We start from the raw sequence: 16,280 nt of genomic DNA on the forward strand, positions 1-16,280 counted from the left end.
CTGAACTCCAGAACGTATCCGGTTCCGCTGCTGAAGTGCCGCAGGTAGGTGAATTCCTCGATGATTCCGAACACGACGCGCAGGATCGCCACCATCGTGTCCTGCCCCTCGTACGGCTCGAAGTCAGCGGGGGAGCGGTAGGTGACGTTCTCCGCGAGCAGGTCGGGGAGTTGGTCCCAGTCCAGTGCCGCGACGATGCGTCGCCACTCCGTGATTCCAGCCTCCGCCGCTTTGTGCGGCCGGGCCGTCGGCATGTCAGCCATGATGTCGATGACTTTCTGGTGGAAGGCGCTCATGCCTGTTCGTTGATGAGGCCGGCGTAGTGACCGAGGTTTTCCTCGATCTCCTCAAGTCCGATCTCGGCGATGGCCTTTCCGAGTTGCGGGACGCGCGCCTGGAAGCCCGGCCAGTTGACCGACTCCGCGAACTCCGCCCAGGACGCTCGCAGATCGGCCACCGGCGGCAGGGTCGACCGGTTGATCTGCGTCTTGGCGGCTAGCACGGACTGCTTGTCGAACGAGGCGATGCGCGCTGCCACGCCGCTCACGAGGTCGTCGAGTTCGGCGTCGGTGACGGCCCGGGTCACCCACCCGTACCGCTCAGCCGTGTCGGCGTCGAAGTCCTGGCTGGTGAGGATCGCTTCCAGCGCGCGGTCCCGCCCCAGCAGCCGGGCCAGACGGTCGCTGCCGCCACCGCCGGGGACGATGCCGATCGCGACCTCGGGCTGGCAGAAGAACGCCTCCTCGCGGCTGGCGTAGCGCAGGTCGAAGGCCAGGGTGATCTCGTCCCCGCCACCCCTGGTCCGCCCGCGGATGGAGGCGATGCTGATGAACGGCGCGCTGGTCAGGCTCGTGACCAGATCGACCCACGTGGGCGTCCCGTCGGCGCTGTTCAGCGCCAGGAGTTCGGGCACCTGCCCGAGATCGGCGTGGTTGTAGAAGTATCCGGGCGTGCCGCTGTCGAAAATGACGACCTGAACCTGCTCGTCCCGGCTCAGCTCATCGACGACGTCGACCAGTTGAGTAACGGTGTCCGCGCCGACGACGTTCACCGGCGGATTCGAGAAGGTGACCTTACGGATCTTCGGCGCCACAGTCTCGATGCTGAACATGCTGTGCTGCGTCATGGTGTTCTCCTGAACTGAGGTGCAGAGATTGCTGGACGAATGAACTCGGGACGGGAAGGTCTTTTCGGGGTCGGTCTTCCTGTGCGGACCGGCGAGTCGGCCGTCTGGACGGTGGATTGACTCGCCGATGGCGCGAGGTAGGTGCGGCCGGTCCTGCTGGGCGATCAGGGGGGCGCCGTCAGGGTGTTCGCGAAGGCTGTCGCCGGCGGCCTCTCGTGCAGGGGCAGGGCGGCACGGTGTACGTACGCCGGCGGTACGTTCGGCCATACCACCCGGCTGCGCTCGACGGTCGCGAACCGTGCCGCCAGTTCGGCGGCGAACCGCCGGGCCGGCGGAGTCCACGCCGTGTGGACGTAGGCGAAGGTGCTGAACCGGCCGCTCGGGCCGAGCACTCCGGCCGCCGCGTCGAGGATCCGTCGCTGCCGCTCGTGCGGCATGACGGTCCACGGCAGACCGGACACGATGACGTCGACCGGATACGGGACCAGCGTCGCCAGATCCTCGGCGGAACCCTCGACCACCTCAACGGCGCTGTCCCGGTACCGGTCTGCCAGCCTGCCGGTGAACACCCGGTTCAGCTCGACCGCCACCAGCCGTGCTCCCGGAGCCAGTTGCCGCAGTATCGCCCCGGTGATCGCGCCGGTGCCGGGCCCCAGCTCCACGACGACTTCGGCGCGGTCCAGGCCGAGTCCGGAGGTCATGGCCTGGGCGAGGGAGGGAGAGCTGGGAGCGACCGCGCCGGTGAGCCGGGGGCGGCGCAGGAACTCCCGCATGATCGACATGACCCGACCCTAGGTATCGGCTTTGTCGTCGGGCGTCCTCCCGGGCGCCCGACGGGGTCATCCGCCAGGACGAACCAGTCCGCTCTCGTAGGCCACGACGACGGCCTGTATGCGGTCACGGATATTCAGTTTGGTGAGGATCCGGCCCATGTGGGTCTTGACCGTGGTTTCGCCGAGGAACAGCTTCTCGGCGATCTCCACGTTGTTCAGCCCGCGGCCGACCAGCCCCAGCACCTCCCGCTCGCGGTCGGTGAGGGTGTCGAGGCCGGCGTCGGGGAGTGGGACGGCGGTGCCCGTGACGTACCGGTCGATCAGCCGCCGCGCCACGGAGGGGGCGATCATCGTGTCGCCGCGCAGCACACCGCGGAGCGCGACGAGCATCTCGGCGGACGAGGTGTCCTTGACGAGAAAGCCGCCGGCTCCGGCACGCAGCGCCGCGTAGGCGTACTCGTCGCGGTCGCAGGCACTGAGCACCAGTACGTGTGTCCCGGGCAACTCGGCGCGCACCTGCGCGGTCGCCGAGATGCCGTCCAGACACGGCATCCGCACCCCCATGACGACGAGGTCCGGGCGCAACGTGAGCGCCTGCGCCACGGCCGACTCGCCGTCACCGGCCTCGCCGACGACCCTGAAGTCCGGTTGGCTGTCGACCACCCCCCGCAGGCCGGCCCGCATCAACTCCTGGGCGTCACAGATCAGTACGCCGGCCGCGGTCATGGCGCCCCGCCCCCTGACACGGCCACCCGCTCCCGCGCGCCGGTCGGACCGCGCCCGGAGACCGGATGCGGACGGTCGGGGTTGCGGGCGGCGTCGTGGACGGCGGTGCCGGGGCCGAACGGCTCGACGGCGAATGTCCGGGCAAGGCCCCGGTCGGTTCCGGTGGCGAGAACGGTGCTGGTGGACGGCCTCATGAATTCCTCCCGTTGAAAGGGGGGGCGGGATGGGGAAGGCATGCCGGTCCCACCGAACGGCCTGCCGATGTGCGGTGCCGGCCGACGGACCGGCTGCGTGCGCCGGTATCAGGTCATCGGGTCGGACGGGTGAACGGTCCGAGGGGTCGGCTTCCCTGGCGCCTCGCCGGTCGGTCGGCGTTCTTCGAACGCGGCCAGTGCTACGACGATCACCGCGGCGACGAACGCCGCCAGGTACGCCGGGGCCATCGGCGTGAGCAGGCCTGCGAGGACCAGTGCGGACAGCGCGAGCAGCCGTGACCGGTTCAGGTCGTCGAACAGGGTTGCCCCGTGCCAGGTCTGCGTGGCGATGAAGAGGGCCGGCCCGCCGAACAGCAGCAGGTTCGTGGTGATGCCCGCGTGCGCCATGGGGTGGGCGATGACGCGCTCATCGGCTACGGCAGCGGCGATCAACCCGGCGACGGAGACCATGAGACTGATGACGCCGCTGCGACCGGCCCGCATCGGGTCCTCGGTTCGCTCGTAGTGGCGTACGACGCGCTCGGAACGGCTGAAGAACAGCCAGAACAGCGCGATCGTGCCGGTGAGTGCCACCACGGCGGCCAGCAGGGTCATCGGCTCGTACGGTGCCGCGGTGAGTGCGGTGCCGGTGGTCATGACCGTTTCACCGAGCGCGATGATCATGAACAGGCGGCCGCGCTCCAGCAGGTGCCCGCCGGCGAAGCCAACCTGCCGGGACTCCAGCCTGCGTCCGGGCAGCGGATGAGCCGTCCAGGTACCCGCCAACTCGACCAGGTTCGCCGCAGCCCACCAGGCCAGCCGCGCGCCACCGTCGACCGCCGCGCCGGTCAGCCACAGGGGTGCGGCCGCGACGAACCAGACCAGAACGCGGACGAAGTGTTCCTGGTTGACGTCATCGAGGCCCACCCTGAGGAGCCACACCGTCCGGCCGATGTGAATGAGCAGGAAGGTGACGACGAAGACCCACCCGGCGTCGCCGAAGGCCCGTGGGATCGCGGCGTTCATGAACAGCCCGGCGAGCATGACCGCCAGCAGCATCCGCCGCGTCCGCGGGTCCTCGGCAGGGACCAGGGTGACCGCCCACGTGGTGTACGCCCACGCCGCGTAGACGGCGAGGTAGAGCACGAGCGTCTGGGCCGCGCCGGTCCATGTCGGGTGCGCCAGCAGCTGATGCGACAGCTGGCCGATCGCGAAGACGTAGACCAGGTCGAAGAACAACTCCAGCGGCGTGACCTCGCGGCGCGCCGGATCGCTGGTCAGCTCCACGATGGGGCTCCTCGTTCGGGGAGGCGTTCCGACTCCCGTGGTATCGGACTTCGTTCAGTGGTCAGTCGGCGAGGAAGGACGCCACCTGTGCGGCGAAGTCCTCGGCGTGCTGGAAGAGGAAGGCGTGGCCGGCGTCGCTGTAGGCGACGAGAGTGGCGTCGGCGAGGTGCTGCACGGCGGTGTACGCCGCCAGCGCGGGAATCATCACGTCCTGCATGCCGGTCGCGTACAGAACGGGCTGCCGGATGGTCGCGAGGTTCGCCCGGACCTGCTCGAAGGGGATCGACGCGTCCTTCTGGATCGCGGCGATCTGGCCCATGGCCGCCACCTCGGACACCTCGGGAACCCCGGTGGCCAGCCGCGTGGCCACCCTGGTGAGGTGCGCGTACCCGGCGGCGCGCCCCGTCTCCGTCTCCGGGAAGAACAGGAACACCAGGTCGTCCCCCGTGACCTCGGGCTTGGTCATGGTTGCCCGCACCTTCTCGTTCGGCGCGGGCGCGCCGGGCACCGTGCCTCCGGGACTGGCGGCCGCCACGACCAGCCTGCGGACCAGGTCGGGCTGTCGGCGGGCGATGTCCTGGGCGACGGTGCCGCCCAGCGTCCAGCCGAGCAGGTCCACCTGGGACAGGCCGAGGATCTCGATGAACTCCGCAGCGCCGTCGGCGAGTCCCTCGACCGAGTCGCGTGGGATGCCGGTGGTGTAGCCGGTGCCGACATTGTCGAACACGATCACGTCGTGTTCGGCGGCCAGGTGTTCCAGGAACTCCGGGTCCCACCAGTCGAGGGTTCCCCGGACCCGGTTCAGCAGGACCAGCGGGGTGCCGCCCCGCGGGCCGAGGCGCCGGTAGGTGAACGTCGCGGAAGGACCTTCGACGGTGAGGTTTTCGGCTGCGTCTGCCAGATAGGTGCTCATGTCGAGCTTCGCTCTCCTGTCGCTGTTGTCTGGATGCGGGGGCTGGACGTCAGGCGGCGGGCAGGCGGTTGAGCTTGCGCAGCTGCTGGTCGAACATGCGGGAGGGGACCATGCGGCGCATGGTGCGAACGCGGCCGGTGACGGCGCCGGCGGTGTAGCGCAGCTTGGGTTTGGCGTCGGTCGCGGCGGCGACGATCTCCTTGGCGACGACGGCAGGGTCGTCGCCGTCCTTGACCGCGTCGGCCATGTACTCCTCGAAGATGTGGCGCTGCTTGGCGTAGACGTCCAAGGGCTGGTCGGGACGCACGCTGGCCGCGTCGAACGCGGTGCTGGTCCAGGCGGGTTCGACGAGCAGGACCCGCACGCCGTACTCGCGGACCTCGTGGTCCACGGATTCCGAGTAGCCCTCGATGGCGTGCTTGGAGGCGGCGTAGACGGCCATGTAGGGCTGCGGCATGAAGCCGACGATGGACGAGATGTTGACGATGCGTCCGCTGCGCTGGGCGCGCATGTGGGGCAGGACGGCGTTCGTCATGCGGATGACGCCGAAGACGTTGATGTCGAAGAGGCCGTGCGCCTGTGCGGCGGAGGTTTCCTCGGCGGCGCCCGCCGAGCCTACGCCCGCGTTGTTGACCAGGAGGTCGATGCGCCCGAACCGGTCTATCACCTCGCCCACCGCCGCGGTCACCGACTCGTCACTGGTCACGTCGAGGTCGAGGAAGGTCACGCCCTTGAGCGGGGTGACGTGCGCCGTGTTGCGGCTGGTGCCGACGACTTCGTGGCCTGCCGCGGCCAGCGCGAGGGCGGTTGCCTTCCCGATGCCGGAGGACGCGCCTGTCACGAGGGCTACCGGTCGTGTTGTCGCCATTGTGGGCTCCTGACTCATGGGGGGTTGATGTCGTCCATGGGCTGAGTGGGGGATCGCGATGCCGGAGGCGAGCGACCCTCAATCGGTTTCACCAATGTATCAGATCTGCGCTTATGCGCAACACTGGAGAATCAATTAATGAGGTAGTCGTAGCATCTGCGTATCTCCTACGGGGGTGAGGGGTCGAGGGCGTGGTCGTCGCGGGGTCGGATCGGGCGGGGTCCCTGCCCGGTGCGCCGACGCCTCCATGCGGCGGAGCGTCGACGTGATCGGCCGAGGGCCCCACTCCGAACCGTCGTACCCCGCCGGGCTCGGCTCCGGCGGGGTACGGATGTGTGGCTGTTCGCTGCGTCGGTGTGGCGCGATCCGTTATCTGTTGCATCCATGTATCGACTCTTCGCAGAGTTGCGGTATGCAAGGATCAATTAAGGGGGTACCGGTAGCATTCCCGTATCCTCTACGGGGGGCCAGGTAGCGAGTCAGGCAGGAGACAGACATGGGCCGAGCACTGCGGGCAGATGCCGAGCGCAGTGTGCGCGCGATTCTGGAGGCGGCCGAGCAGGTCTTCGCCCAGGATGCCGGCGCGTCCATGGAGCAGGTCGCCGAGGCGGCGGGGCTTACCAGGATCACCGTTCACCGTCGGTTCGCGAACCGGCAGGCACTGCTGGAGGCGCTCGCCGTCTCCGCGAAGCAGCAGCTCGTCGACGCCATCGAGGAAGCCCGGCCGCAGGCGGCTCCCGCGCTCGTGGCGCTGCACCGAGTGACGGCGAACGTCCTCCGGGTCAAGAACACCTGGCGCTTCACCCTCAGTCACGCCACAGCTCACACCCCGGCCGCAGCCGCCCTCTGGGAAGAGATCGACACCCACACCGTCGATCTCATGAACCGGGCGCAGCGCGAGGGGTTGATCGCCCCGGACGCAGATCTGGCGTGGGCGCGGCAGGTTTACTACGCCCTTCTCAGCGAAGCCATCAACAGGCCCGGCGCGGAGCATGACCCTGCCGCACAGGATCCGGACGCGTTGGCCACGCTCGTCATCGACACGCTCCTGCACGGCGCAGGGCCACGCAGCTGAGTCGCAACGGCTCAGAGCGCACCGGCGCCCCCGGCAGCACGTTGGGGTCGATTACGTGAACCGCCTCGCGATGACTCGCACGGGCCCTCATGCGCCGCGGTTACGACCGGCGGAGCGGATGCGGGCGGTGGCGGCCGCCGAGTGTCGGGCAAGGCCGGGGCGATGGTCTCGGACAGCCGTGCGGCCGACTCGCGTACGCCTGAAGGTCATCGCGCCACTCCCTCTACAGGGGGCGTTCTTCGGCATCCGGTGGCCACCCGAGTGTCAGGTACTGGTCCAGGCCGGTGAGTTCGAGTAGGCGCAGCACGGGGTGGCAGGCCCCGTGCAGGATCAGTCGCCCTCCGTGTCGTGCGGCCAGGTGGTGGGCCAGCAGGAGCGGGCGCAGGCCGGCGCAGTCCATGAAGGTGACCTGTGAGAGGTCAAGCACGGCCTCGCCGTGCGCTTTGAGGGCTGCGGTCAGGCGGCGCTGCAGAGCGGGTGCGGTGTCGAGGTCGATCTCTCCGCGGGCTTGGACCAGGGCGGCGGCGTGTTGCTCGTGCATGGCTTCTCCCGCGTTGTCCCGGCGTGCACCGTGTTCGGCGGTCACGGTTGGGAACGGGGTGAGCTGCCGCGCGCGAAGAAGTGGATCGCGCGCGGCAGTCGGGTTCGGGCCTCAGCTTTGGATCTGCTTACGCTCCTCGCTGTGGCTGACGGCGATCTTGCGGGGCTTGGCCTTCTCGGCGACCGGGATGCGCAGGGTGAGTACGCCCGCGTCGTACTCGGCCTTGATCCCCTCGGGATCCAGGGTGTCGGAGAGCACGATCTGGCGGGAGAACACGCCCAGTGGGCGCTCGGTCAGATCCCACACGACGTCCTCGCCCTCGTGGCGCGGCCGGCGTTCGGCCTTGACGGTCAGCATGTTCCGCTCGACGTCGATGTCCAGGGCCTGCGGGTCCACTCCGGGCAGGTCGAAGCAGACCACGTACTGGTCGCCGGTGCGGTAGGCGTCCATGGGCATCGGGCTGGGGCGGGACCAGGTGCCGGTCGGGCCGGGGTTCAGGAACTGCTGGGCCAGGCGGTCCAGGTCGCGGAACGGGTCGGTGCGCATCAGCATCGCGAAACACCTCCAGTAGATCTCAAAGGGGGCCAGTGCGCTTCACCTGAAACCGTTCTACCATGTCATCCATCCGATGACAAATAGCGAGTCGTCAAGGGAATGACATGACGCGAGACGAGGGCCCACCGGCCCGCGATGACACCGAGGGCTCGGCCGAGCCTGCCTCCTTCCTGGCCGCGACAGCCGCGCTGGCCGCCATGGACCAAGCGGTACGGACCGCACGCAACCACAGCGGCGCTCCCACGGGCGGGCCGAAACCAGGTCCCGAGCAGGCCCTGGCCGCCCTGATTCTGCTGCGCGAACTGCGCACCGAACTCGCCGGCTGGGAAGCGGGCCTGGTGGAGAGCTCCCGCGCCGCGGGGGCCACCTGGGCAGACCTGGCCCAACCCATGGGGGTGGCCAGCCGCCAGGCCGCCGAGAACCGCTACCTGAGGCTGCGCCCCGCCGGAGCCGACCGGTTCACCACCACCGGCGCCGAGCGCGTCAAGGCAGTACGCGACCGGCGTGCCGCGCAGCGCACCGTCACCGCCTGGGCCCGCGAGAACGCCGCCGAGCTGCGGGTCCTGGCCGCGCAGGTCGCCACGCTGACCGATCTGCCGCCCCAGGCCGAGCCCGGCCTGTCCGCCCTGCATGCCGCGCTGGGGTCCGCCGAGACCGCCGACCTGCTTCCGCACCTGACCGGCATCCGGCCCTTCCTGGTCGCCGACCATCGGGACCTGGCTGTCCGCCTGGACGCTGTCGCCACCCACACCGACCAGCTACGCCGCGACAGCACCCGCCGCCGCACCTGACACCGAAGGCGATGTTCCCCGCCTGGGAAGTGTGTGCTCGTACTCAATCAGAGTGACGGGGGTGAGTCGGTCGCCGCATATCGGGCAAACGTCTCTTATGTTTCTGGTCAGGACTCCTGGTGTCTACCGTGCGCAGGGGGACACCGCTCTGTTGATCGAGTCCCTTCGGCACGAGCCGATGGGACCGGGGCGCAGCGTCCTGGACATCGGTACCGGAAGTGGGGCGGTGGCCTTGGCGGCCGCCTGTCGAGGATCGTCGGTCACCGCGGTGGACGTCTCCTGGCGGGCTCTTGCGACGACCCTGGTCAACGGGGCGCTGCACGGGCGTTGGATCGCGGTGCGCCGTGGAGACCTCGTGGCGCCGGTGGCAGGGCGAGCCTTCGACGTGGTGGTGTCCAATCCCCCCTATGTTCCGGCATCGGCCACGCGGCTGCCGTCCCGGGGCGTCGCCCGTGCCTGGGACGCGGGACCGGACGGGCGGGTGCTGCTGGACCGGATCTGCCGGGAGGCCCCGCGGGTGCTGCGTGTCGGGGGAGTCCTGCTGATGGTGCAGTCGTCCCTGTGCGGAGTGTCGACGACCTGTTTGGCATTGGCGGACTCCGGAATGCGTGCCCAGGTGGTCGCGCGTCGGCGGCAGCGCTTCGGTCCGGTGATGCGGTCGCGGGCCGGCTGGTTCGAGGAGCGCGGGATCATCGCCCCGGGTCAGCGCGAGGAGGAGCTGGTGGTGATCCGTGCCGTCCGGACCTGACCCCGTTGTCCGGGTGACCATGCCGGCCGACCGCGGTCCCATCCTGGTCGAGGGCCCGGTGGAAGTGCACCTGCCCGACGGGACGGTGCGCCGCAGCGACCGGCCGGTGGTCGCTCTGTGCGCGTGCCGCCGCAGCCGCTGCTATCCGTTCTGCGACACCAGTCATCGACGGCGCTCAGCGCCCGCGGCCGGATCCGACTCCGCGCGGCGCATCGCGCAGGGGGGCCAGTAGCGAACTGCGGTTCGCGTCCCAGCACGCGAGCAGGTGCGACGCCAGGCGGTCCTCCACCAGAGCGGCGGCCGCCAGACCGAAGGCGATGTCGGCCTCCAGCGCGGGCTCGTCCTCCAGCAGCGCCCCGATGACGCCGTGTCGTACGACCTGCTCGTGGACCGCGTCCGCTTCCACGTGCTCGCGGTAGAAGGCGGTCCCGGCGCTGCCCGCGCCCAGCCCCTCCAGCGCCGTGGCCAGGCGCTCGGACCCCGGCGAGGAAGTGATCTCCACGGCGGCGAACTGTCCCACCAGAGCGCCGCGGAGCGCGCGGTGCAGACCGAACAGCGACATCAGGTTCACCACGGCCAGCGCCGGGGCCGGCGTGAGTGGCAGGTAGCGGCCGTAGGACGGGTCCAGATCCAGGTCGGCCATCATGTCCGCGAACAGCCGGGAGTGCACCCGCTCGGGGTGTCCGGCACCGTACTCGTCGTACTCGATCGCGACCAGTGCCGCCTGCGCCGCCCCGTGCAGCCGGGGTATGGCCCAGGCCTGCGGGTCGGCCTCCTTGAGGTGGTAGAGGGAGCGTTGGACCAGGTACTCGCGCGCCTGCCAGCGCTGTCCGCGTTCAAGCAGGTGGTACGAGGGCCCGGTGCCGTGAACAGGCTCGATCAACAGCGCCTCCAACTGGTCGTCCAGGCTCGGTACGGTGCCCAGCGCGTCGCGGACCGCATCCAGGAACCCCTGCTCCAACGGGCGGCGCAGCTCCAGGACCCGCGGATCCCACTCCGTCTCGGGGTCCACCTCCTGGAATCCCCGGTAGTGCAGCTCGTAGCACAGGTAGAGGGCGAGTTGGACGTCTTCGCCCCAGGCGTCGTGAGCGCCGGCCGGCGCGGCACCTGCTCGGACCGGGGTGTCGGGCCCGGACCGGAGAAGGTCGACCAGCTGACCGCTGAGCGGGCCGCGCGCCGGCGGCAGCTGGGGAAGAACGGCTGCTGTACCCATGATGAGTGGACTCCAGGGGGAAGCACGGTTGCTAGGGCGAATCGGGGCCCGGGCGCGTCGGCTCGCCGCCCGAGGGATTGAGGGTTTTGGAGCCGGCGGCACGGCGCAGGTTCAGGGTGCAGCACTTGGGGCCGCCTCCCGCCTTCATGAGCTCGTCGACGTTCACTGAGACCGGTTCGTAGCCGCGTTCCTTGAGGCGCACGGCGAGTCCGGCGGCTGCTGTGGGAAGGACCACGTGGTATCCGTCGCTGATCGCGTTCATCCCGAAGGCGACGGCGTCCTGTTCGTCGGCCAGCAGCGCCTGCGGAAACAGGTGCTCCAATGTGGCGCGGCTGCGGGGGCTGAAGGCGTCCGGGTAGTACATGACCTGGTCCGGTCCCAGGACCGTCAGCGCGGTGTCCAAGTGGTAGAACCTGGGGTCGATCAGGGTCAGGTTCACCACCTGCCTTCGCAGGTAGTCGGCCGTCTCCGGCTGGGATTCGGTCTCGGTTCGAAAGCCGCTGCCGGCCAGGATGATGTCACCCACCAGCAGGTGGTCCCCCTCACCCTCGTTGATCCGGGCCGCCCGACGTACCTGGTCGAAGCCGACCGCGTCGAACCAGGCCTGGAAGACGGCGGACTCCGGGGCGCGCTGCCGGTGGCGGAAGGCGGCCACCAGCACCCGCCCCTCCACCACCGTGGCGGCATTCGCTGCGAACACCATGTCGGGCAGCCCCGGTACGGGTTCCACCAGGTCCACCACATGGCCCAGGGCCCGCAGCACCCGGCAGAGCTCCTGCCACTGTGACAGGGCGGCAGTGGCATCGGTCGGCCGGGACGGGTCCATCCACGGATTGATCGCATAGTCCACCGCGAAGTACTCGGGCGGACACATCGCATAGTGCTGCGGTCGGGCTGTTCTACGGCGTCTCACCTCAGCGGGCACAGGCGGACCTCCGAGATGCGGGCGCTGGGTCGGTTCCGTCAGCGCGGGGAAGCCTTCCCCGAACGGCTACCCGCGTTGACACCAGCCACGCAGAGCGCAGAGGGCACAGAGGAGAGCAAACCCGCTGACGCCTGAGGGCTGCCCAACCACCCCCGATCGGCGCACCGGGGCCGCGGCCGCGTCTTGGACGAGGTCAGCTCCTCGAATGTTCGGTGGAGCCGGCTGCCTGGGCAATCTCGAAGGTGGATCCGGGAGCGGCGTAGTCGGTTACGCGCCGTTCGGTGGCAAGGACGGTGGAAGGCCGAGCCCTGGTCGAGGCCGTTGCGTGCGAACCGGCTGGTCCGGCCGCCGACGGGGACCGGCCCGCGCTTGAAGGGGCGCCCCGACGGATCGGGGAGCGGGTTCGGGGTAGACGGCCTGACGTAGCTCTCGTGACGCAGCTCCACAGATCAGGAGGAAGCCATGCCTGCCGGTTCGAGCAAGAAGCGTGAACGACAGTACGAGCACATCAAGGACAGCGCCCTGGACCGCGGCGAGAGCCAGAAGCGGGCCAAGGAGATCGCCGCCCGGACCGTGAACAAGGAGCGGGCCCGGCACGGCGAGTCGAAGACGGCCAGCCGCTCTTCGACCAACGACATGTCGTCCTCCCGCCGTGGCGGGCAGCGCTCGCACTCCGGTGCGCAGGGGCCGACGTACGAACAGCTCTACAACGAGGCCAAGCAACGCAACGTCCACGGCCGCTCGAAGATGAACAAGAAGCAGCTGGCCAGCGCGCTCGGCCGCTGATCAGCGCATGCGCGCAGCGCTGTTGTGATGCAACCCGCGGGCACCGTGGCCTGCGCGCGCGTGCCGGGGACGGCCGCTCCAGGAGGTGGGGCCGACTGTCCCTGGACCCGTCCCGTGCGCTTTGTGACAGCAGCAGGCCCCTCCGGACTACGACGGCGTTGTCCGGAGGGCCGGCCTGTCTAGTGGCCGGTGTGCCTGTCGATGGCCGCGCACATCAGTGCGAGGCACGCGCCCAGGGTCAGGCACCATCCCAGAAAGAGGGCCGCGTACAGGGCCGGTTGCGGCATGGCCATGGTGGTGATCAGCAGGCCCAGGCTGACCAGGGCGAGGACGGCGGCGTGCCGAGGTCGCAGCCGGTAGACCGCGCGCCAGCCGGCCCGGCGCATCCGCCCTGGGTTTCGCCGCAGTGAGCGCTCCAAAGCGCTGTCCTGGCGCAAATAGCGTTCGATCTCGGCCAGTGCCTGTTCTTCGCGTGCGTTCATCACCTCACCTCACCTGCGCACCTGACATTTTCCCGCGCAGAGCTCGGGCATTCCAGGCATTCGGGACAATGCCGGGCGCCCGGCCACCCACGGGGCGGTCAGCGCATCGGTGTGCTGATCCCCGCGCCGACGACGGCCCCGGGAGCGTGGCCGCCCAGCTGGTGCGCGGTCGGCTGCGCAGGGAGCCTCAGGTGGTGGCCGGTGGTGCGGCTTCGGCGACCAGTTGCCGTGCGCGTTCCACGGCCTGGTGTGGGTCGCGGAGGCCGGTGGACACGCACACGGTGTAGTGCAGGTCCTCGCGCCTGCGGCCCGCGCCGGGGAACAGGGCCCCGTCCAGGGCGTCGAGTTCGGCGACCAGGCGCCGCAGTTCGGGAAGGTTCAGCAGTGCAGCCATAGCCGGCTCCGGGTGCGCGGGGCGCCGGGCTGACCCGGCAGCAGGACCATTCCTACTGCCCCAGCGTGCGGACCTGGCTCGCCGCGCGCACCTGGGCGCCCCCCGGAGGGCCCAACCGGCCCAGGCGGTTCACCCGGTCGGCGCACGGCGGGGTGGCAGTCAGTCGCGGGAGAGGCGCGTCCCGGAGGCGGTTTACCCGGGGCCCGGGCCGGGGCTCGGGCGATGTGGGCCTGGTCGGTCCCCGCCGTCGTACGCCCTGCTGGTGCAGGCCGCAGCGCGGCGCTCAGTCGGGAGTGTGGGCCAGTGCCTGCTCGACGTCGGGGTACTGGGGGATCACGGTACCCACGCCGGTGATGTCCAGGACGCGTTGGACCAGCTCGCCGACCCCGGCCATGACCAGGGTGCCGTGCCGCTCCGCCACGTGCCGACGCACCAGGACGATCATGTTCAGGCCGGTGGAGTCGCAGAAATCGACGCCGGACATGTCCAGCACCAGGTGGCGGTGCCCGGTGTCGACCGCGCCTCCGAGTGCGTCGCACAGGCCGACGGTGGTGTCCATGTCCAGGGCACCGTGCAGCTGGGCGACGGCGTGGCCGTCGTCCACGAGCCGCAGGGTCAGGACGGATTCCAGGGACATGCGGTCGGCTGCTCCACTCCGGAGGGGACCGACCGACTCTACCGCGTGCAGGCCGGCCCGGCAGACCCGTTCGGGCCTGCTGAAACACGCGGTACTCGGATGTCCGGGCCGGCCATACCTTGGACGGAAAACCTGGTTGCGTGACCCGCGGCGGTCAAGCCCTGGGACGTACGCAGGGGAAGCGACCGCTGTCTGCGCTCCCGGGAGCGCAGACCCCACCGCCCCGCCGCACGCCTCGGATTGGGCGAGGATCGATCCAGCGGGCACCGACTACCCGGGCGCCACGGAGTTCGGGTGGAGCCGCTACCGCCGTTTACAGGGCGTCGCGGACCTTGTCGACCATGGCGGCGAAGGGTCCGGCGACCTTCTAGGCGGTGGGGGAGCCGGCGGCGGAGGCGTGGGGGTGGGTGGGGGCGGACTTCTCGGCCTTCAGCAGGCGCTTGCCCATCTGCTGCCGCTCCTCCTCACTGCATTGGGCGCGCACGGCGGGGAGCTCCTCGTTCTCCTCGTGCTGCGCGTGGGCGAGGACCGACTTCTCGAACTCGGCGAACGCAGCGTTGAACTCGGCACTGTCGACGTCGAGCTTCTCCAACTTGGTGAGGACCTTGTTGGCTTCCTTCTCCTCGGCATTGCGCGCGTCGGTCACCTTATCGCCGGCGGCCTTCTGCGAGACCGGGCGCAGCACGATCTCCTCGCCGGTCTCGTGCGCTGCGAGCAGTTCCCGCAGTTCGTCGAAGAGGGACTGCTTGGCCTTTCCGGTGGCGGAGTTGATCCGGATGAACAGGTTCTTCACCCGGGCGTGCTGACCCAGCAGGACCGTGATCACATCCGGGTCGGGGTCGGAGTGCGCCGGTCCGAAGGTCTGGTCAGTGCTCATATCGACTGCCTCCAAAGGTCGGGGTTCCGGTTGTGGCGCGCCTACCCCTACTCCCACGACACACGCACCGTCGGACATGTGGCGTGTCGGTCAGGGAATCGGGCAGGCGAATTCATGAGCGGGCGAGGCTGTCACGCCGCACGGACGTCCCATACACCTTGTGCGATGGCCTGCCACCGCGAGGCACCGGTGCAGATGTCCACAGCTCCGGTGGCGGCAGGGTGATCCGCGCCTGAAACATGGGAGGCAAGTACCGAGTGAACAAGGAGCCAGCCATCGAGCCATCGACCGCAGCCGCCGATCCCACGACGGCAGCCGCCGCCAAGCCGGAGGCCTCCACGGGCGACGGGGATCAACTTCGACACATCATCTGTGTGCGCTGTTTCCCTGCCTTCGACGGCGTTCTTCGAGCCCCTCACGATGCCGTCTGCATCTGCGGCAAACCCGTCCGCATGGGCGAGCGCCGCCCGGGAGGCGATGTCATGCACTGCATTCTCTGCGACGAACTGCGCGATTACCACAACAGGGAAAAGCATTCACCGGGCCGGTAGGCGATCGGGCAGTTGCCCCCATCCGCCGCTTCTCATTTGAATTGCGCATTAAGGTGCGAGAGGGTGGGAGCACGCCGTGAAAGTGTGCTCCCGCCCTCTCGCCTTATGGACACCGCTACCAGCGGTACCAGCGTCCACCCGAACTGCCGCGGGCGAAGAAGCCGATTACCCAGATCGCCAGGACGACAAGCGCCACCCACCACAGCACGTGTACCGCAAAGCCCACACCACCCAGGATCAGGGCCAGCAGAAGAACCAGAAGCAATGCACCCATGTCTTTGACCTCCTTGAAATGCAGCTACCCGACAAGAGCGAGGGCATGCATTTCTCTCGAGCCGGCAACACGATCTTGAAGCTGTCCCGTACGGACCCCGTCCCCGACAACGGGGCTGTCCGGGCTGATCGATGTCGTCGGCGGCCCCCAGCTTCCCCCTTTCCTGGACAAGCTGAACCCTGGCGGGCGGTTCGTGGCCGTCGGTGTGGTCGGTGGGCAGCCGCCCGCGGACTTCGGCATGCGGCTGATGGACGACTTCCGCAAGTCGTTGTCGTTCGCCACTTTCAGTTCTGACACGGTGCCCGGCACCGACCGGCAGAGCGTGCGGTCGTTCCAGTTCGCCGCTGCCGCGAGCGGCGACCTTCGTACGGTCGTGCACGAGGTGCTGCCTCTGGATCAGGCAGCGCTGGCCCACCGCAAGATGGACGCGGGCGAGGTGTTCGGCAGGGTCGTGCTGGCACCCTGACGCGGACCCCGAGTGCACACGGAGTGTCCCGCTCTGGAGTTCCTGGGGCACGGCCCGGCCGGCGACGGGTGGGCGTTC

23 protein-coding genes and 1 pseudogene are annotated in these 16,280 nt (G+C 69.5%); 7 read left to right on the forward strand and 17 right to left on the reverse strand.

The features are described from left to right. From TR46_RS00005 to TR46_RS00040, 8 genes are all read right to left on the reverse strand, one after another. The coding region (locus tag TR46_RS00005; RefSeq protein WP_500799425.1) for a nuclear transport factor 2-like protein at positions 1–296 on the reverse strand (296 nt) is incomplete at its 3' end. Next, complete coding sequence (locus TR46_RS00010) at positions 293–1,111, reverse strand: enoyl-CoA hydratase/isomerase family protein (protein ID WP_201776354.1); 819 nt, start codon at positions 1,109–1,111, stop codon at positions 293–295. The genes TR46_RS00005 and TR46_RS00010, both read right to left, overlap by 4 nt. Positions 1,112–1,290: 179 nt before the next feature. Continuing rightward, on the reverse strand, positions 1,291–1,908 hold the full coding sequence (locus tag TR46_RS00015; protein WP_042391616.1) for a class I SAM-dependent methyltransferase: 618 nt from the start codon (positions 1,906–1,908) through the stop codon (positions 1,291–1,293). 57 nt (positions 1,909–1,965) lie between these two features. After that, positions 1,966–2,625: a response regulator gene (locus TR46_RS00020; RefSeq protein WP_042391619.1), complete on the reverse strand. Its 660-nt coding sequence runs from the start codon at positions 2,623–2,625 to the stop codon at positions 1,966–1,968. Next, positions 2,622–2,819, reverse strand: coding sequence for a hypothetical protein (locus TR46_RS00025; RefSeq protein WP_042391621.1), 198 nt, complete (start codon positions 2,817–2,819; stop codon positions 2,622–2,624). The genes TR46_RS00020 and TR46_RS00025 overlap by 4 nt, the downstream gene beginning before the upstream one ends. Positions 2,820–2,927: 108 nt before the next feature. Next, complete coding sequence (locus TR46_RS00030; RefSeq protein WP_042391622.1) at positions 2,928–4,106, reverse strand: low temperature requirement protein A; 1,179 nt, start codon at positions 4,104–4,106, stop codon at positions 2,928–2,930. Between the two features lie 61 nt (positions 4,107–4,167). After that, positions 4,168–5,019: an alpha/beta fold hydrolase gene (locus TR46_RS00035; protein ID WP_042391625.1), complete on the reverse strand. Its 852-nt coding sequence runs from the start codon at positions 5,017–5,019 to the stop codon at positions 4,168–4,170. Between the two features lie 49 nt (positions 5,020–5,068). Beyond that, complete coding sequence (locus TR46_RS00040; protein ID WP_042391627.1) at positions 5,069–5,887, reverse strand: oxidoreductase; 819 nt, start codon at positions 5,885–5,887, stop codon at positions 5,069–5,071. Between the two features lie 496 nt (positions 5,888–6,383). Between TR46_RS00040 and TR46_RS00045 the strand changes: the two genes are divergently transcribed. Then, positions 6,384–6,962 (forward strand): TetR/AcrR family transcriptional regulator, encoded by a 579-nt coding sequence (locus tag TR46_RS00045; RefSeq protein WP_042391630.1) that lies wholly within the window; start codon positions 6,384–6,386, stop codon positions 6,960–6,962. Positions 6,963–7,185: 223 nt separating this feature from the next. Here the strand turns inward: TR46_RS00045 and TR46_RS00050 are convergent, their stop codons facing one another. Together TR46_RS00050 and TR46_RS00055 are read right to left on the reverse strand one after the other, a co-directional pair. Further along, positions 7,186–7,503 (reverse strand): STAS domain-containing protein, encoded by a 318-nt coding sequence (locus TR46_RS00050; protein ID WP_042391633.1) that lies wholly within the window; start codon positions 7,501–7,503, stop codon positions 7,186–7,188. A 111-nt stretch (positions 7,504–7,614) separates the two neighbouring features. Continuing rightward, positions 7,615–8,055: an Hsp20/alpha crystallin family protein gene (locus tag TR46_RS00055; protein WP_042391634.1), complete on the reverse strand. Its 441-nt coding sequence runs from the start codon at positions 8,053–8,055 to the stop codon at positions 7,615–7,617. 107 nt (positions 8,056–8,162) lie between these two features. Here TR46_RS00055 and TR46_RS00060 point away from each other — a divergent pair, with 107 nt between their 5' ends. The 3 genes from TR46_RS00060 (at position 8,163) to TR46_RS00070 (ending at position 9,829) form a co-directional block, all read left to right on the forward strand. Beyond that, positions 8,163–8,849 carry a hypothetical protein gene (locus tag TR46_RS00060; protein ID WP_042391636.1) on the forward strand — a complete coding sequence of 229 codons (687 nt, stop codon included), beginning with the start codon at positions 8,163–8,165 and terminating at the stop codon, positions 8,847–8,849. Between the two features lie 97 nt (positions 8,850–8,946). Beyond that, positions 8,947–9,597, forward strand: a complete 651-nt coding sequence (locus TR46_RS00065) for a HemK2/MTQ2 family protein methyltransferase (protein WP_042391638.1) — start codon at positions 8,947–8,949, stop codon at positions 9,595–9,597. Between the two features lie 19 nt (positions 9,598–9,616). Beyond that, positions 9,617–9,829, forward strand: a complete 213-nt coding sequence (locus TR46_RS00070) for a CDGSH iron-sulfur domain-containing protein (protein WP_152626248.1) — start codon at positions 9,617–9,619, stop codon at positions 9,827–9,829. On the opposite strand, the gene TR46_RS00075 is transcribed toward TR46_RS00070, so the two are convergent. After that, complete coding sequence (locus tag TR46_RS00075) at positions 9,773–10,810, reverse strand: iron-containing redox enzyme family protein (protein WP_042391643.1); 1,038 nt, start codon at positions 10,808–10,810, stop codon at positions 9,773–9,775. The two genes, TR46_RS00070 and TR46_RS00075, sit on opposite strands and share 57 nt — an antisense overlap. A 31-nt stretch (positions 10,811–10,841) precedes the next feature. Next, positions 10,842–11,723 carry a dimethylargininase gene (ddaH, locus tag TR46_RS00080; protein ID WP_369405969.1) on the reverse strand — a complete coding sequence of 294 codons (882 nt, stop codon included), beginning with the start codon at positions 11,721–11,723 and terminating at the stop codon, positions 10,842–10,844. A 474-nt stretch (positions 11,724–12,197) separates the two neighbouring features. On the opposite strand from ddaH, the gene TR46_RS00085 reads away from it, so the two are divergent. After that, positions 12,198–12,521: a hypothetical protein gene (locus tag TR46_RS00085; protein ID WP_042391648.1), complete on the forward strand. Its 324-nt coding sequence runs from the start codon at positions 12,198–12,200 to the stop codon at positions 12,519–12,521. 179 nt (positions 12,522–12,700) lie between these two features. On the opposite strand, the gene TR46_RS00090 is transcribed toward TR46_RS00085, so the two are convergent. The 4 genes from TR46_RS00090 to TR46_RS00105 form a co-directional block, all read right to left on the reverse strand. Further along, positions 12,701–13,003, reverse strand: coding sequence for a hypothetical protein (locus TR46_RS00090; protein ID WP_152626233.1), 303 nt, complete (start codon positions 13,001–13,003; stop codon positions 12,701–12,703). 187 nt (positions 13,004–13,190) lie between these two features. Continuing rightward, complete coding sequence (locus tag TR46_RS00095) at positions 13,191–13,397, reverse strand: DUF5133 domain-containing protein (RefSeq protein ID WP_042391659.1); 207 nt, start codon at positions 13,395–13,397, stop codon at positions 13,191–13,193. Between the two features lie 283 nt (positions 13,398–13,680). After that, on the reverse strand, positions 13,681–14,034 hold the full coding sequence (locus TR46_RS00100) for an STAS domain-containing protein (protein WP_042391665.1): 354 nt from the start codon (positions 14,032–14,034) through the stop codon (positions 13,681–13,683). Positions 14,035–14,401: 367 nt separating this feature from the next. Beyond that, a complete protein-coding gene (locus TR46_RS00105) occupies positions 14,402–14,911 on the reverse strand; it encodes a hemerythrin domain-containing protein (RefSeq protein WP_042391667.1) in 510 nt (169 codons plus the stop codon). Positions 14,912–15,168: 257 nt separating this feature from the next. Between TR46_RS00105 and TR46_RS40585 the strand changes: the two genes are divergently transcribed. After that, positions 15,169–15,462 (forward strand): hypothetical protein, encoded by a 294-nt coding sequence (locus tag TR46_RS40585; protein ID WP_152626234.1) that lies wholly within the window; start codon positions 15,169–15,171, stop codon positions 15,460–15,462. A 115-nt stretch (positions 15,463–15,577) separates the two neighbouring features. On the opposite strand, the gene TR46_RS00110 is transcribed toward TR46_RS40585, so the two are convergent. Next, on the reverse strand, positions 15,578–15,736 hold the full coding sequence (locus tag TR46_RS00110) for a hypothetical protein (RefSeq protein WP_042391669.1): 159 nt from the start codon (positions 15,734–15,736) through the stop codon (positions 15,578–15,580). 121 nt (positions 15,737–15,857) lie between these two features. On the opposite strand from TR46_RS00110, the pseudogene TR46_RS00115 reads away from it, so the two are divergent. After that, positions 15,858–16,202 (forward strand): annotated as a pseudogene (locus TR46_RS00115) (zinc-binding dehydrogenase); the annotation flags it as partial. Positions 16,203–16,280: the final 78 nt, after the last annotated feature.

The organism is Streptacidiphilus carbonis (assembly GCF_000787775.1).
Taxonomy (GTDB): domain Bacteria; phylum Actinomycetota; class Actinomycetes; order Streptomycetales; family Streptomycetaceae; genus Streptacidiphilus; species Streptacidiphilus carbonis.